This is a genomic window from Bradyrhizobium sp. RDM12 (assembly GCF_051917485.1).
Lineage (GTDB): Bacteria > Pseudomonadota > Alphaproteobacteria > Rhizobiales > Xanthobacteraceae > Bradyrhizobium.
The window spans coordinates 6,088,484-6,103,959 of sequence record NZ_CM133064.1 but is presented as its reverse complement, the minus strand read 5'-3'; the positions used below and the strand labels follow the sequence as shown (position 1 = coordinate 6,103,959).

Annotated in this window: 12 protein-coding genes and 2 pseudogenes; all 14 read left to right on the top strand. The window is 60.5% G+C overall.

Annotated elements, in window-relative coordinates; genetic code table 11:
• Positions 1–25 precede the first annotated feature (25 nt).
• The 14 genes and pseudogenes from ACTGJ9_RS29910 to ACTGJ9_RS29845 all read left to right on the top strand — a co-directional run bounded on the left by ACTGJ9_RS29910 (position 26) and on the right by ACTGJ9_RS29845 (position 15,438).
• Positions 26–793: a substrate-binding periplasmic protein gene (locus ACTGJ9_RS29910; RefSeq protein WP_456673995.1), complete on the top strand. Its 768-nt coding sequence runs from the start codon at positions 26–28 to the stop codon at positions 791–793.
• Positions 794–854: 61 nt separating this feature from the next.
• A complete protein-coding gene (locus ACTGJ9_RS29905; RefSeq protein ID WP_456673994.1) occupies positions 855–1,664 on the top strand; it encodes a sugar phosphate isomerase/epimerase family protein in 810 nt (269 codons plus the stop codon).
• Between the two features lie 547 nt (positions 1,665–2,211).
• Positions 2,212–3,147, top strand: a complete 936-nt coding sequence (locus ACTGJ9_RS29900) for an SMP-30/gluconolactonase/LRE family protein (RefSeq protein WP_456678674.1) — start codon at positions 2,212–2,214, stop codon at positions 3,145–3,147.
• Positions 3,148–3,345: 198 nt separating this feature from the next.
• The gene (locus tag ACTGJ9_RS29895) at positions 3,346–3,495 is read left to right on the top strand and encodes a hypothetical protein (RefSeq protein WP_456673993.1); all 150 of its coding nucleotides are present in this window, start codon (positions 3,346–3,348) and stop codon (positions 3,493–3,495) included.
• A 456-nt stretch (positions 3,496–3,951) separates the two neighbouring features.
• The gene (locus tag ACTGJ9_RS29890; RefSeq protein ID WP_456673992.1) at positions 3,952–4,167 is read left to right on the top strand and encodes a hypothetical protein; all 216 of its coding nucleotides are present in this window, start codon (positions 3,952–3,954) and stop codon (positions 4,165–4,167) included.
• Between the two features lie 20 nt (positions 4,168–4,187).
• On the top strand, positions 4,188–4,478 hold the full coding sequence (locus ACTGJ9_RS29885) for a CBS domain-containing protein (RefSeq protein ID WP_456673991.1): 291 nt from the start codon (positions 4,188–4,190) through the stop codon (positions 4,476–4,478).
• Positions 4,479–5,023: 545 nt separating this feature from the next.
• A complete protein-coding gene (gene tnpA / locus ACTGJ9_RS29880; protein WP_456673990.1) occupies positions 5,024–5,446 on the top strand; it encodes an IS66-like element accessory protein TnpA in 423 nt (140 codons plus the stop codon).
• Complete coding sequence (tnpB, locus tag ACTGJ9_RS29875) at positions 5,443–5,796, top strand: IS66 family insertion sequence element accessory protein TnpB (RefSeq protein ID WP_456673989.1); 354 nt, start codon at positions 5,443–5,445, stop codon at positions 5,794–5,796. The genes tnpA and tnpB overlap by 4 nt, the downstream gene beginning before the upstream one ends.
• Before the next feature lie 69 nt (positions 5,797–5,865).
• Positions 5,866–7,454: pseudogene (gene tnpC, locus ACTGJ9_RS29870) on the top strand (IS66 family transposase).
• Positions 7,455–7,475: 21 nt separating this feature from the next.
• On the top strand, positions 7,476–8,798 hold the full coding sequence (gene ltrA, locus ACTGJ9_RS29865; RefSeq protein WP_456673988.1) for a group II intron reverse transcriptase/maturase: 1,323 nt from the start codon (positions 7,476–7,478) through the stop codon (positions 8,796–8,798).
• Between the two features lie 1,371 nt (positions 8,799–10,169).
• A complete protein-coding gene (locus tag ACTGJ9_RS29860; RefSeq protein WP_456673987.1) occupies positions 10,170–11,198 on the top strand; it encodes an IS110 family RNA-guided transposase in 1,029 nt (342 codons plus the stop codon).
• A gap of 594 nt (positions 11,199–11,792) precedes the next feature.
• Positions 11,793–11,924, top strand: a complete 132-nt coding sequence (locus ACTGJ9_RS29855; RefSeq protein ID WP_456673986.1) for a hypothetical protein — start codon at positions 11,793–11,795, stop codon at positions 11,922–11,924.
• Positions 11,925–12,486: 562 nt separating this feature from the next.
• The gene (locus tag ACTGJ9_RS29850; RefSeq protein WP_456673985.1) at positions 12,487–13,686 is read left to right on the top strand and encodes an IS256 family transposase; all 1,200 of its coding nucleotides are present in this window, start codon (positions 12,487–12,489) and stop codon (positions 13,684–13,686) included.
• 1,014 nt (positions 13,687–14,700) lie between these two features.
• Positions 14,701–15,438, top strand: a pseudogene (locus tag ACTGJ9_RS29845) (reverse transcriptase domain-containing protein).
• Positions 15,439–15,476 lie beyond the last annotated feature (38 nt).

The following is a 15,476-nucleotide window of genomic DNA, read 5'->3' as shown; positions in this document are numbered from 1 at the left end:
CGACATTGATCTACACAGGGGTTTCATGAAAACCTATCTAGCCCTCGTGGTCGGCGCCCTGCTGGGACTAACCAGCGTGTCGCAGGCCCGTTCTCTCGATGCGATCCGCAGCTCCGGTGTGCTTGGACTATGTGCCCACCCCAACTCGCTTCCTTTCGCCAACAAGGCCGGTGACCCTCCGGGATTTCAGATCGAACTGGGCAATGCGTTCGCACGTGAGCTCGGCGTCACCCTGAGGCCAGACTGGATCATCACTCAATACCAGATGCGGAGTGCGGGCTGTGACATTGTGCTCGACATCATCGCCGATCGAGAAGCGCAGGGCGAGACTAACCTGAAGATCTCGAAGCCGTATTACCGCACAGGGGTTGCGCTGGCGGTTTCTGATGGAAGCAGACTCACGTCATTCAGGAGCCTCGACGAACACTCGAAAGTTGGTGTCCTTGTCGGATCGATGGCGGCTATGACCCTCGGGCAGCGACACGTGGCGACGTCAACGTTCGGTTTCGAGGTCGACAGCCTGGAGGCTCTTGTCAATCATGAGATTGATGCGGCAGCGGTCACCCCGACGGCCGCCAGCTATTTCAATTTGACGCATCCGGACAAGGCGGTACACATCCTAGCACTTGACGAGAACGAGGCTGGCCTCAACTGGAACGTTGCCGTTGGCATGGTGCGCCCGGACGACCAGTTGCGCGAGGCCATCGACGGAGCTCTGGACCGGTTGCGAACCGACGGTACGATTAATCGGATATACGAGCGTTACGGTGTCGTCTTACAGCCGCCAAGGTAACCGCCATACGCCGCTGCACCCCAGCAGGCGCCATCTCTTAGGATGCATCGCGGCTGGGGCGATGATGAGACTCGGTTCCGCACGCGGTCGAGAGCTACGGAAGATCGGCCTGCAGCTCTACACGGTTCGTGACCTGCTGACGGCCGACTTTGAGGGGACCCTGAGGAGAGTTGCCATTCTCGGATACCGCGAGGTGGAGTTTGCCGGCATTCTCGGCTTAGACGTCAGCCGCACGCACAAGCTCCTGCGCGGCTTGGGTCTCACTGCCCCATCGCTACATCTCGACTATGCCACTCTGAGGGAGCATGCCCGACCGTCGTTCGAAATCGCTCATATGCTCGGCAGCCGGTTTGTGGTTTGCCCCTGGTTGGATCCGTCGGTAAGGCAGACTGCCGATGACTGGAAGCGGATCTGCGACGATCTGAATACGATCGGTGAACGAGCGTCGCGTTCCGCCCTGACGCTGGCCTATCATAATCATGACTTTGAATTTGCGGAATTGCCAAATGGCATCCAGCCATATGATGTTTTGCTGAGCCGCACGGACGAGCGCTTCGTCAAGTTCGAGCTGGACGTTTACTGGGCCACCAAGGGAAATCTCGATCCCACGCGCGTGCTGAGGTCACACCCTTCACGGTTTCCACTGGTTCATCTCAAGGACATGGCAAAAGATGGTTCGACCACCGAACTAGGTCGCGGCACAATCGACTTCGCCGGCATACTCGAATCTGCGTCCCATAGCGGCGTGGAGCATGTTTTCGTCGAACAGGATGTTTCAACTGATCCGCTGCGGAGCATAGAAACGAGCATCACATTTCTTCGGAACCATTCGCACGGCTCCATTCGGCCACGCACGCCCTGCTGCTTCTGATCAACCACACCTGATCGTGACTCCCCGGGAGCCCCTGGAGGAACTAGCATGTTGGTGCCGGCGGTCCCCTTGCCGGCCGAAGCGAGAGGCTAGACCCCAGTTTCCCCGACCCGGGAGCTGGGGCTTTTTTTGAACCCGACTGGCTCAGCTCTTCCCTACGCGATCGACCTCGGGGCGGGTGCGCACACCGAGATGCGCGCCATTCGCCAAGGATTACTTTCTTCACGCTCAGCGCACTGCTCGACTTCTTGGTCCGTCTTTCTCGTGCTACAATTTTCGACCTCCGAACGACAGTACTGCTTGGCAAGCAGTTCGGATCGCCGATCAGCGTCTACCAAAAATAGTCAATGCAACTAGGGAGGTGATGATGAACAGACGCGCGTTTCTCACCACAACAGCAGCTGCAACAATGGCAGCAACAACGAAAATGGCTTCGGCTGCGAGCGTAGCGCCATTCGGTCAGACGGGCGCTCCAACCAGGTCGACCGAGGCGTTGCCATTGGGGCCGCTATCGGGAAGCCGCTACCCCGATGCTCATCTGGAATCCATGAAGAAGGGCAAGGCCACGTTCGGGCCGGCTGACTTTCCGGCGTTCGCCGGAACGATGGCGGTAGAACGCGTCGCAACGGGATTCCGATGGGCCGAGGGGCCGGTCTACTTCCCGGCTGGCCGTTATGTCCTGTTCAGCGATATTCCAAACAATCGCATCATGCGCTTCTCGGAAGACGACGGTCACGTCAGCGTGTTCCGCCAGCCATCCATGAACTCGAACGGTAACACGATCGATCGCGAGGGCCGTTTGATCACCTGCGAGCATTCTGGCCGACGCGTTACCAGGACTGAATTGGATGGTTCGATCACAATCATCGCTGATAGGTACAATGGCAAAAGGTTGAACTCGCCAAACGACGCGGTTGTCACGTCCGATGGTGCGATCTGGTTCACCGATCCGGTCTACGGCATCGGCGGCTTCTACGAGGGCATCAAGGCCGAGCCCGAGCAGGAAAAGCACAACGTTTACCGCGTCGATCCTAAATCAGGGGAGATCAAGGTGATCGCCGATGATTTCGTCGAGCCGAACGGGATTACGATCTCGCCCGACGAGAAGAAGCTCTATGTGATCGACACCGGCTTCACCGACGGGCCCGACAACCCCTCGCACATCCGGGTGTTCGAGCTCGATGTGGCCGCCGGAAAGGCGTCGAACACCAAGGTCTTTGCGGAAATGCCCAAGCCCAGCATTACCGACGGCTTACGCTGTGACACCGAGGGCCGGGTCTGGTGCTCCGTGGGTTGGGGCGATCCGAGCGAGGACGGGGTACGCTGCTATACACCAGGGGGCGAACTGTTAGGTAAGATCCACATTCCGGAAACCGTCGCCAATCTTTGCTTCGGCGGTCAGCAACGAAATAGACTTTACATCTGTGGTTCGACATCTCTCTACGCAGTTTACACAAGCGCGCAGGGCGCTATGAAGCCGTGACCGTCCGAGGACCAGCATGACTTGATCCTGCAAAAAGAGGAGGTTTCGGAATCTGACGCGGGCTGCGCTTACGCGGCCCGCGTGAGTGGATCTGTCTGCGACGTCAGGTTCAGGCGCGCTCTTCAAACTGCAGCGAGCGACTAGTGCCTCGGAGGAGGCATCGCCATCACAGGTCATTGCGAGCGGAGGTGCGCTTGCATGTCACTGCGTGAGGTGGCGATCGGCGTCGTTTCGGTTGCCGTGCTGCTCCGCTGGAAGGTCAACAATCCGGCGCTAATTGCGGCTACCGCAGTGGTTGGGCTTATCTCTTATCCGCTGCTGCAGCCCGCATGGGTGACAATGAAATAGCACGTTAGCAGAGGCAGGGGATCCGTTGCTTAGTCCAGGAGTAGCGTGTGGCAACGCAAATTGTAATGGATCACACCGGCCACTCCCGCCATGAATTTGACCCGACAATGCTGAAGCCCTGACCAGAGCGGAGCGACGTTTCAGGGACTTGAACAGTGAAGGCTTTACAGCCGCAGTGCGGACTGTGGATGGCGAAGCGCTCCATGTATTGGTTCGCGATGTGTCGATCGAGTGAGGGCGGCCCATTCAAAATCGACAAGTTCATGCTGCGCCTAGCTCGACCACGCAGGCGTTTTTGGTGCAGCGGAGATCAGCCATGGGACTGTCCTGGCTAAATCCGTCGAAAATGACCCCGAGCAGACCTCTCATGGGGACGACTCCATTTTGCGGCATATGCGATCATGGCACCTTGCGTGAGCACCGGAAACGTAAGGGCAGCGGCTTCGAGCTGTAGTGGTGAAGGTGCCGCAGGGCTACTCTATCGAGGCGGTGAAGATCCCGCTGTTGGAGTCGGCGGCAGCCTTCGCCGGTGACCTCGGCGCGGTGCTGACACGGAAAGATATTTCGACTATCCTTCAATGCGGGCCATCAAATGGGCAGGACAAAGACCCACGAGGGCAGTTCAATGAGCACGGTAAAAAGCGCGCTGAACGCAGAAGAGTGGCGCCCTGATCCATGTTCGTTCCGGCGACATGGTCGTCGAAGCCTTACGCGAGATGCGCGAAAGCCGGGTGCGGTCGGTGCTGGTCATGGACGACGACGTGCTGGTCGGCATCGTGACTCAAGGTGACTGCGCCATCAAAGTGCTGCTGCCCGGGCTCGATGCGAAGCAGACGCCGGTGGGCCAGGTAATGACGGGCAAGCCGGCAACGATCAAGCCGGACGATCCGCTAGACGCCTGCATGGCGATGATGGCGGCGCGCGGTTTTCGCCGCCAAATCGACGCGAATGACCGTGCGCCCCGAGGGCGCGAACTACAGTGAGGGAGGGTCTCACCCGGATAGTTGTCGATTGGTCCGGAAGCTGGCAGGCGGCTCGGTCAGGTAACTGATCGGGTCGGAGCCCTGCGACAAAGGCGGCCTTGGGCTGCTGAGCGATCCGATGGGCCGTAACAAAGTGAAGCCCGAGCAGGCCTCGAAAGTTCTAATGCGGATGCCGACCCTCCGGTCATTTGGGGAAGGCCGCACGTGTGGGGAAGCAATCGACACGCGCACCCACGCGATCCGCCGGGGTAGTGGGTACGGCACGTCGGTAGGGTGGTTCGTAGTTACAGGGGGAGACCCGTCGCGGACGAGGGTAGCGGCCTCAGCATCGCATCAGGCGGTGGTCATGGCGGGAGTCGGACGGGGCAGTAGGAGCGTTGATGCCGGGTAATGCCGGCGGAGCAAAGGGCCCCGACTTCTGGTGTGCTTTTGAAGATGATGAGGTGAAGGTGATTGGTGATGAGCCGTAAGCGCGAAGCCGATACCCTTGCTTCAGAATTCGAATGAACGTGCGAAGAAGCCTCCGGCTTGGACGGAGGTTTGGGATGGGATTGGACAGCAAAAAGGACGTCCATTTGGACGGCTCATCGGTAGGGCTGGTGAGCCGGCTGGAGGTCCTTGAAGGACCGTCGGGACGCCGCGTGCGTTCGGAGGCTGAGAGAGCTCGGATCGTCGCCGAGAGTCTGCTACCCGGTGCCCAGGTCTCCGAGGTGGCGCGCAAGCACGGGGCGACGCGCTGGCAGATTTACGATTGGCGACGACGCTTTCGACAGCGAGGCCTGTTGGCGCCGTGCGAGGCGTCGCAGTCGACATTCGCGCCGCTGGTCGTGGAAAGCGCGTTGGAGGAGGGTCACGTTCCGGCGATCAAGCTTGAGATCGCGATCGGCGATGTCGTGCTGCGGACGGACACAGCAATAGATGGCGAGCAGCTGTCCCGGGTGATCCGCGCAGTGCGAGCGTCACGATGATCGCGGCCGGTGCCGATCTGAAGATTTACATCGCGACGCGGCCGATCGACTTCCGCTGTGGCCACGATGGACTTGCGGCGAAGGTGCAGGAGATGCTTGGCCTCGACCCGTTCAGCGGCGCAGCCTTCGTGTTCCGATCGAAACGAGCGGACCGGATCAAGATTTTGGTCTGGGATCGAACGGGCCTGGTGTTAGTTCATAAGCGCCTCGAAGGCTGCAAGTTCGTTTGGCCAACGATCGCAGACGGCGTGATGCGCATATCGCCAGCGATGTTCGCAGCCCTGTTCGAAGGGCTGGATTGGAGGTTAGTCCGCCCGAAAGAAGCGCGGCGTCCCCAGGCGGCTGGATAACTGCGGCAGATTGACTCGGGAGCTATTTTGAACGTGGCAGGCGCGGTGGCGACGTGCTCGAAATAGCGCATGAGCATTGCGGCGCTGCGCAACGAAAACGAACGCCTGAAGGCGCTTTTGGCGCAAACGCAGGCAGCCTTGAGCGAGCATCAGGGGGCATTGGCGGCATCGGAGGAAGCGCGACGTCGGCTGGAGGTCATTCTCGGGGAATTGAGACGCGAGAAGTTCGGCGCGAAGTCCGAGAAGCTACGGCCAGATCAGTATCACTTGCCGCTGGAAGACGTGGAGATCGCGCAAGGCATCCTGGACGCGGCTCAGGAGAGAGCCGAGGCTGTGATCCAGGGCCGATCGCGGAGCGCGCCGGATCAAGGTTCTCATCGCAATCGCGGCTGCTTGCCTGCCCATTTGCCTCGGGTGGAACGGATCATCGAGCCTGCGAGCACGCTCTGTCCGTGCGGTTGCGGCGCCATGACAAAGATCGGCGAGGACGTCAGCAAACGCCTCGACGTGATCCCGGCGCAATGGCGCGTGCTGGTCACGCGCCGCCCGAAATACATCTGTCGCCGCTGCTCGGCCCTGTCGTGCAGGCCCACGCGCCGGAGCACGTCGTGCCTGGTGGGCTGCCGACCGAAGCGGCCATTGCGCACGTGATCGTCTCCAAGTTCGGCGACCATACGCCGTTTTACCGTCAGGCCGAGATCTATGCTCGGCAGGGGATCCGGCTTGATCGGGCGACACTGGGCAACTGGTCCGGCCGCGCCTGCTTCCATCTCCAACCCGTAGCGGACCACATGCGTCGCCATCTGGAGAGGGCAGATCGTCTGTTCATGGACGAAACCACGGCACCGGTGCTCGATCCCGGGCGTGGCCAAACGAAGAAAGGCTACTTCTGGGCGATCGTCTCCGACGACCGCGGCCACAGCGGCCCAAGTCCTCCGATCGTGCTGTTCCGATATGCCCCCGGTCGCAGCGGCGCCTTCGCGGAGCAGTTCCTGCATGGCTTTAACGGACGCTTCCTGCAATGCGATGCCTATGACGGTTATGACCGGCTGACCGAAGTCGCTCGACCGCAGGGGCCGTGGACGCTTGTGCATTGCTGGAGCCATTTGCGGCGACGCTTCGTCAAATTGGCCCGCAACAGCAAATCGCCGATCGCCGAGGCTGCGGTTCGGCACATCGCACAGCTTTACGCCATCGAAGCCATGGTACGCGGTTCATCGCCGGACATCCGGCTGGCCGCGCGCAAGGAGCACTCGCTGCCAATCGTCGCCGCGCTAAAGCCATGGTTCGAGAAACAGCTGTCGATGATCTCCAGTGGTTCGACGCTCGCCGAGGACATCCGCTACGCGCTCAATCACTGGCAAGGGCTGACCCGCTTCCTCGAAGACGGGCGCCTCGAGCTTGACACGAACCCGGTCGAGAACGCCATCCGGCCAGTCTGCCTGACTAGAAAAAATGCGCTCTTCGCCGGTCATGAGGTCGGAGCCGAAAACTGGGCCTTGCTCGCGTCGATCGTCGCCACCTGCAAGCTCAACGACATCAACCCGGCCGCCTACATCGCCGAAACACTCGAGACGATCATCGACGGCCATCCCCATAGCCGCATCGAAGACCTTATGCCGTGGCGATTCCGCAAAACGTCAAGCCAGCCTCAATAGGGTTGCGGCTAAGCGCTTACGATGAGCCTGACAACGCCTAATAAGATCCGGAGCCTTCAGAGAAAGCTCTACTGCAAAGCGAAGGCGGAGCCCACCTTCCGCTTCTATCTGCTCTACGACAAGATCTGTCGCGAGGACATCCTGGTCCACGCCTATCGGCTCGCCCGCGTTAATGCGGGTGCACCGGGTGTGGATGGGATCACGTTTGCTCAGATCGAGGAGCAGGGCCTGGAAGCATGGTTGGCGGGCTTGCGCGAGGAACTGGTCTCGAAAACATACCGACCTGATCCGGTGCGGCGGGTGATGATCCCCAAAGCGAATGGTGGCGAGCGTCCGCTCGGCATTCCGACCATTCGTGATCGTGTGATTCAGACTGCTGCCAAGATGGTGATCGAGCCGTTCTTCGAGGCTGACTTCGAGGACAATGCCTACGGCTACCGACCCGCTCGCGGGGCGGTGGACGCGGTCAAGGAAGTGCACCGGCATTTATGCCGGGGCTATGCTGACGTAGTTGATGCCGATTTGTCCAAGTACTTCGATATGATACCGCATTCCGAGCTGATAAAGTCAGTAGCCCGGCGTGTGGTGGATCGAAACGTCCTCCGCCTCATCAAGATGTGGCTGAGGGCGCCGATCGAGGAACGGGACGCCGACGAGACCCGGCGCATGAGTGGTGGCAAGCGAAACACGCGCGGCACGCCGCAAGGCGGGGTCGCAAGTTTACTGCTGGCCAACATCTACATGAATCGGTTCCTGAAGCATTGGCGTATGACTGAAAGCGGCGACACGTTCCGTGCTCACGTCGTCTCCTATGCCGACGACTTCGTTATCCTCAGCCGCGGCCGCGCGGCGGAGGCATTGGCGTGGACGAAGGCGGTGATGACCAAGCTCGGGTTGACGATCAACGAGGCGAAAACTGCGTTGAGAAACGCCCGAGAGGAACGCTTCGACTTCCTCGGCTACTCGTTCGGCGCGCATCGGTTTGAGGCGAACGGGAATTGGTATCTGGGTGCGAGCCCGTCCAAGAAGAGTGTGCAACGGCTCAAGACGAAGATCAGCGATCTACTGGTGCCGAGCAATATCGATCCATGGCCGCAAGTATGTGGCAAGCTGAACAGGTCTCTGCGAGGCTGGTCCAACTACTTTGGCTACGGTTCGCGGAGCAAGGCATACCGTAGCGTCGATCAATACGTCTCTGAACGTCTGCGCAGGTTCCTCGCGCGAAGACACAAAGTGCAAGGGCGCGGCAATCGCCGATTCACGTTCGATGTCATTCATCGAGAACTCGGCGTTCTGTGCCTTCAACGCCTGCCCAAAGCGGTCCCGTCGCGTGCATTGCGGTGAAGCCGGTCGGAAAGCCGGATGCCGGAAATCGGCACGTCCGGTTTGATGAGCGGGGATGGGAAACGGGGCGTTGGCCATAGGCCCCAAGCTACCGCGCCCATCCTCGACTCTACCACCTGCGAGATGGGCCACTCGCCTTCCCGGCGGGCGCGCACCAAGACCGACCAGCTCGCGATGGATCCGTACTTCGCTGCCGTTGCCACGCAGTTGCAAACGCGCTTACGCAACCTACCGGGACCGCGCCGCACATTGAGATTGAGTACTAACGCCTCGCGATGCCGCCGGTGGGCGCGCGACTGAACAAGGGTGTCAATTGCGACATGTTGCCACCTGGCTAGGCGGCTTGGCGCCCCTGACCAAGGTCGGGATGCTGCATGTCCCGACTTCCATTCCACACTTTCAGCGCGTCCGCTGGGCTTAGCAACGCGGTTGGCTGTTGCAAAGCGGCAGCTGTCGCCTGTTTCTATGGTACTCCTGAATGATGTCGACGGAGGTGCCCATGTTGCGGACAACCTCGAACACGCTGACCCCCTTGCGCAGCGCATTGATCGTTTGTCAAGTTGGCAGTTTGCCTGGTCCGCATCTCACAAATTTTGTTCTGTGCGAGTTTTTCCCAATCTCAATCGTCGTGGGATTAACAATCGTCAGAAGATAGGTGATCTTTCGAGTAAACCAGAGTCGCCTCCTAGCATCGGGTGTTTCAGTAATCCAATAACCTTTCGGTGCAGGCTTAGCAGAGGAAAGTGAGCTGACTAGCTGCGTACTCGGCGTGACGTCGTACCGCTTGTCCCCATTAAATATAAGCATTTCAGCAATCAAATGCCGACCCACCGCTTCGACGCCAGACAGTCGGACGGTGAAGCAAGCTTCATCGACTCCGATAGGGAAGTTGGGATCGAGAGTGACCCAGATCCCCGTCACTGGATACACATCGGCTATAGCCGGAGAACTGAGAGGCAGGCCTACCAAGGCGAACAGCCCAGCGCATTCTGCTAATCGCTTGTGGGCTCCGAAATACGAGGACCCCATTGCAAACCTCTGCGAGTATCGATCAGGAGGCGAGATATTGTGCAGCCTGCATGTCTTACGCTTGCTGACCGTTCCAAACCGCCGAAGCGTGGTTACGTCCCAAGCGCCACGTCATTTGCTCAAACCACACCACTTAGGAACTGGCTAACCTCCTCGAAAAACTGCGGCATGCCCGGGTCATTCTGCAACGGCAGGTGGTCGGCGAGAAGTTGTCCAGTAACATTCTGGATGAGGCAATGCGGGGTCAAATTGCAAACGATGACGTAATTGCGGTCGGCGCTCGTGGCAGACAACCTCCGTTATCGTTGAGCCCTCGCAATCAAATGATTCGAAGGAGCTCCCATGAAGCAGTACGTCGGGCTGGACGTCTCACAGAGAGAAACCGCTGTGTGCGTTGTCAACGAGACTGGTCAAGTAATCTTCGAAGGGAAAGCCAAGTCTAATCCTGGTGCCTTGACTGACCTGCTTAACAAACATGCGCCTCATGCCGAGCGTATCGGCTTCGAGACCGGTGCGATGGCGAGTTGGCTATGGCATGAACTCCGCAGGGTTGAGCTTCCGGTGGTCTGCATCGACGCTCGGCATGCGCACGCAGCTTTGTCGGTCCGAATGAACAAGAGCGATCAGAATGATGCGCGAGGGCTTGCCGAACTGGTTCGGGTTGGATGGTATCGAGAGGTAAAAGTCAAAAGCGAGGAAAGCCAGAAGATCCGAGCGATCCTTGTCGCCAGATCTCGGCTAGTGTCCATGCGCCGAGACATCGAGAACCAGGTTCGCAGCTTGATCAAGGAATGTGGATTGCTGTTCCCTCGCGCGATCGGCCAACAATTCCGCAGCCAGGTCAGCGAACTCTTGGGCGTCGATCATTTGCTTCTCAGCGTGATATCGCCGCTGCTCTCGATCCATGAGAACGTTTGTCAACAACAAGGTAAGTTCGACAACGAGGTCCGCCGGTTGGCAAAGCTGGACGAGACGACGCGTCGCCTGATGACGGTCCCGGAGGTCGGTGTCGTGACGGCCCTAACGTTCCGCCACACGATCGATGACCCCTCGCGCTTCCGATCGGCTTCGACGGTCGGCGCCTACCTCGGCCTTACGCCGAGGCGCAGCCAATCCGGCGAAACCGACACCAACGGAAAGATATCTCGATGGGGCGACCGGCTTCTCCGAACTTACTTGTTCGAGGCCGCCACTGTCCTTCTTTATCGAACCAAAAAGTGGTCTTCCCTAAAGGCCTGGGGCATGAAGCTCGCCAAGCGGATCGGCATGAAGAAGGCAAAGGTCGCCATCGCCCGAAAGATCGCCGTAATTCTCCACTGCATCTGGGTCGATGGCACGTCGTTCGACTGGGGCCAGCCGAAGCCAATCTGATATTTGCTCGCAAGTTCCTGGTCCGGTCCGCCGGACTGGCGATGTCCCGCTGGGACGGTGGTCGTGGTGACCTCGGTCAATCGGCTGGTGGCGGTTCGCCCGCACTCCGCTGCAAACGTTGAGGCGCCCGATCCGGACATCATCATGAGGCGCTCGCGACCTCGGAAAGGACCATGACCCCAGCTACGACATCAACCCAACCCGACGAAGCCGCCAACGACGTCGATTGCCAAGCCCGCTAGGCAATCGTCTCGCCATCCGCGATTGCTCCGTCTCCGCAACCTGACCAGCTCCGACGGAGCAATCGCTACCGGCGTGTCACTGGAGAGAGGAAGAATGGTAGCTTGACAACAAACCGCAATTAAAGGGCCGATTGACAGCCATGCCGGCGTAGCGACAGAGCGACCCCGAATCGCCCGGTTGAAGAGTGAACTCGGGGCCGCCCCTCCGCCGGCCCGCTGTTGGGGAGTGGACACGGCATCCAAGTGAAGCACCGGTTTCTGTCCCGAGCAACCGGACAGCGTTTCTGACGGGCTCTAGAGAGTCGCTGAGTGGCATTGCGTGAAGCGAAGGCCACCACCAGAGGTGTGCCCGATGTGCTTCAACGAGCTGAAGCTCGACAAGGTCGAGCAGCATTGGTCCGGCTCAACCGAATTCCAGAGCTTCAAATGTCTCACCACCGGCTGCGGCTATCCCGGCCGGCAAAAGACTGTTGAGAACAAATAACGAAACGCGCTGTTGCTGCCGGGTTGCGAGAGTGATTGAGCTGTTCGTAAGGCGTTGATTTCGTTAGGAACGGCTTGACGCGACATACAACACGGTTTGGCAAGCAGAACGAAGCCGATACTCCGCCAAGCCTTTGATTTGTGGACTGAGTAGCTGGCGTTCCCAGCATGGACTCGAACCTGCAACCCTCAGAGTAGAAATCCGCTACTCGTTCCTGCCCCGTAGCTGCGGCCGCTGATTGCTTCCGAGAAGAGCTGTTATCGGAAGTATTCGATCTGCAGCGAGTTGCGCCGAACTATCGGAGGGGCGATGATCAGACTGATAACGTCATGCGAAACGGAGTCAGTTGACCAACTGATAAGCTAATACGCAAAACGGAGTCAGTCGGCTGACTGATAAGGAAATGGTCGTGCCCCCGGTGGTGGTGTAGCTCGGTAGAGCAAAGCCGCCCGGACGCGCGCCCTCAAATAGCGCCGTAGCGGGCGGGCGGCTTTGCGGTGGTCACCGGCAGTTCTCCGGTAGGATCGGGTTGCGACACGCCAACGCAACCGAGGAACCACCGATGACCGACGACATGATGAACCTGCGCACGCTCGTGGAGAAGACCCCTGATGCCGATCTGTTGCGCGAGATGATCGGCTTTGCCGCCCAGCGCCTGATGGAGCTGGAAGTCGAAAGCCAGACCGGGGCCGCCTATGGCGAGAAGAGCCCCGAGCGTCTGGCCCAGCGCAACGGCTACCGCGACCGGATCTGGGAGACCCGTGCCGGTGCGGTCGAACTGCGCATTCCCAAATTGCGCAAGGGCTCCTACTTCCCGGGCTTCCTGGAGCCGCGCCGCATGGCCGAGAAGGCGCTCACCGCCGTGGTGCAGGAGGCCTATGTGCAGGGCGTTTCGACCCGCTCGGTCGACGATCTGGTGCAGGCCATGGGCATGACCGGCATCTCCAAGAGCCAGGTCAGCCGGCTCTGCGCGGAGATCGACGACAAGGTGAAGGCCTTCCTCGCCCGCCCGATCGAGGGCGACTGGCCGTATCTGTGGATCGACGCCACCTACGTGAAGGTGCGCCAGAATGGCCGCATCGTGTCGGTCGCGGTGATTGTTGCGGTCGGCGTCAACAGTGACGGCCGACGCGAAGTTCTCGGCATGGATATTGGTCCTTCAGAGGCCGAGACGTTCTGGACGGCTTTCCTGCGCAAGCTCGCTCGCCGCGGCCTGCGTGGCGTCAAGCTGGTCGTCTCCGACGCCCACGAAGGCATCAAGGCCACTGTCGCCAAGGTGCTCAACGCCAGCTGGCAGCGCTGCCGCGTCCACTTCATGCGCAACGCGCTGGCGCATGCCGGCAAGAGCGGCCGCCGCGTCGTCTCGGCCTTCATTGCCACAGCATTCGCACAGGACGATGGCGAGGCCGCGCGAACCCAGTGGCGCAAGGTCGCCGACCAGCTCCGGCCAAAGCTGCCGAAGCTTGCCGGCTTCCTGGACGAGGCCGAGACCGACGTGCTGGCCTACATGACCTTCCCGCCGCAGCACCGGACCAAGCTGCACTCCACCAACCCGATCGAGCGCCTCAACGGCGAGATCAAGCGGCGGACCGAGGTGGTCGGCATCTTCCCCAATGAGGACGCCATCGTTCGCCTCATCGGCGCGATCCTGCTCGAACAGAACGATGAATGGGCCGTCCAGCGCGCCCGTTACATGACACCGGAAACCATCGCGCCGTTGAGCGATGATCCGAGTGTCAGCCTCACGGCTATCGCCAGCTGACCAGCCCGGCTCTCGCCGGCGAACGCGGTGATCCACCGCCAGCTACACCACGCCACGGGAGTACGTCATGCCAAGCTGATGACTGCTTGTGGGTGCAAGTCCCATCCGGCCAAAGCCGAAGCAGGCAGGCCGGGACCGAGTCTTGCGGGCGCCGCGGCAACGCGGGGTTCGAAGTGTAGACAGGACCCATGCGGGGTGCGGGAATGAGCCTCGAAAGGTGGATGTTCGCGGAGGCCGAGTGTGTTCCCTAAACACGAAGGCAGCATGAGCATCGTCGTTATGCGAGACGATGCCACTCCGTCGGGGTCGATGGCCGGATCATGTATGGAAGGTAATCATCGGAACATGAGAGGCCCGACCGGGTCCGTTGGATTGGTCTCCAACGGGGGACAGCGGCAAGGCAGTGCCAGAGCCGCGGTCCGAGCTGAGGTCGGGAGTCGGACTGGTTCATAATACCTGTGAAGTCGTCGAAGGAAACGAGACGCATGGAGGGAAGGGGCCAGCCCGAGGGGAGCCCGCGCGAGAAGGCCAGGGTCCGGACGCAGAGCCGGGCTGCCTTGCCGCCGAACCTCGAACGGGTGAACGCGGCAGCCAAGCAGGCTGCCCAAACCCGGTTCACAGCCTTGCTGCACCACCTCGACGAGGACGCTCTGCTTCGGGCGTTTCGACGACAAAAGCGGCAGGCCAGCGCGGGGGTCGATGGGGTAACGCTGGCGAAGTACGAACAGAGGCTCACGGATAACCTCCGCGAGCTCTGCGGGCGGGTCCACACGGGTCGTTACCGGCCACACCCGGTACGGCGAGTCTACATCCCAAAAGCCGATGGCGGTAAGCGGCCTCTCGGTGTGCCGGCGCTAGAGGACAAGATTGTCCAAAGCGCGGTAGCCGAGGTGCTGAGCGCCGTCTATGAGGCCGACTTCCTCGGGTTCTCCTACGGCTTCCGGCCGGGGCGGAATCCTCATATGGCGCTTGACGCCTTGCACACGGCGATCATGAGCCAGCGGCGTCAACTGGGTGCTCGATGCCGACATTCGCAGCTTCTTCGACTCGGTCGACCACGAGTGGCTGTTGCGGATGGTGGCGCACAGGATCGCTGATCCTCGCATCTTGCGGCTCATAGAGCTGTGGCTGCGGGCCGGCGTTCTTGAGAGCGGCGAGAAGCAAGATACAGACAGGGGTACGCCGCAAGGCGGCGGGCATTAGCCCGCTCCTTGCCAACATCTTCCTGCACTACATCCTCGATCTCTGGTCCACCAATGGCGTCGTCGCCATGCACGCGGTCGCGTCGTGACCGTGCGTTATGCTGACGACTTCGTCATGGGCTTCGAGAACAAGGCAGATGCGCAGGAAATGCTCTTGGCCCTCAAGGCGCGGCTGGCCGGCTTCGGCCTAACGCTCCATGAGGACAAGACGCGGCTGATCGAGTTTGGCCGGTTCGCGGCCCTCTCGCGTCAGCGGCGCGGCAAGCGGCGGCCAGAAACCTTCGCCTTCCTCGGCTTCACCCATTACTGCGGGCGGACCAGGGACGGCAGGTTTATCGTGAAGCACAAGACGGAAGGGAAACGCCTGACGCGCAAGCTGACGGCGTTGCGCCAGGAGGCCTGGCGGATCATGCACGAGTCACTGCCACGCAGCACGAGTGGTTCGCCGCTGTGCTGCGTGGACACTACGGCTACTACGGCAGGCCGCACAATTATCCAGCGCTCAACGGCTTCTACCGCGAAGTGCGTCGGACGTGGATGCGCTGTCTGAGACGGCGCAGCCAGAAAAGCCGGCGCATGGGGTGGTCC

Excerpts from the sequence above, each read along its gene's own strand:
- ltrA (WP_456673988.1), top strand. The coding sequence starts at position 7,476 with ATGAGCCTGACAACGCCTAATAAGATCCGGAGCCTTCAGAGAAAGCTC.
- ACTGJ9_RS29850 (WP_456673985.1), top strand. The coding sequence starts at position 12,487 with ATGACCGACGACATGATGAACCTGCGCACGCTCGTGGAGAAGACCCCT.
- tnpA (WP_456673990.1), top strand. The coding sequence starts at position 5,024 with ATGGGATTGGACAGCAAAAAGGACGTCCATTTGGACGGCTCATCGGTA.
- ACTGJ9_RS29860 (WP_456673987.1), top strand. The coding sequence starts at position 10,170 with ATGAAGCAGTACGTCGGGCTGGACGTCTCACAGAGAGAAACCGCTGTG.
- ACTGJ9_RS29895 (WP_456673993.1), top strand. The coding sequence starts at position 3,346 with ATGTCACTGCGTGAGGTGGCGATCGGCGTCGTTTCGGTTGCCGTGCTG.
- ACTGJ9_RS29910 (WP_456673995.1), top strand. The coding sequence starts at position 26 with ATGAAAACCTATCTAGCCCTCGTGGTCGGCGCCCTGCTGGGACTAACC.
- ACTGJ9_RS29885 (WP_456673991.1), top strand. The coding sequence starts at position 4,188 with ATGGTCGTCGAAGCCTTACGCGAGATGCGCGAAAGCCGGGTGCGGTCG.
- ACTGJ9_RS29855 (WP_456673986.1), top strand. The coding sequence starts at position 11,793 with ATGTGCTTCAACGAGCTGAAGCTCGACAAGGTCGAGCAGCATTGGTCC.
- ACTGJ9_RS29900 (WP_456678674.1), top strand. The coding sequence starts at position 2,212 with ATGAAGAAGGGCAAGGCCACGTTCGGGCCGGCTGACTTTCCGGCGTTC.
- tnpB (WP_456673989.1), top strand. The coding sequence starts at position 5,443 with ATGATCGCGGCCGGTGCCGATCTGAAGATTTACATCGCGACGCGGCCG.
- ACTGJ9_RS29905 (WP_456673994.1), top strand. The coding sequence starts at position 855 with ATGATGAGACTCGGTTCCGCACGCGGTCGAGAGCTACGGAAGATCGGC.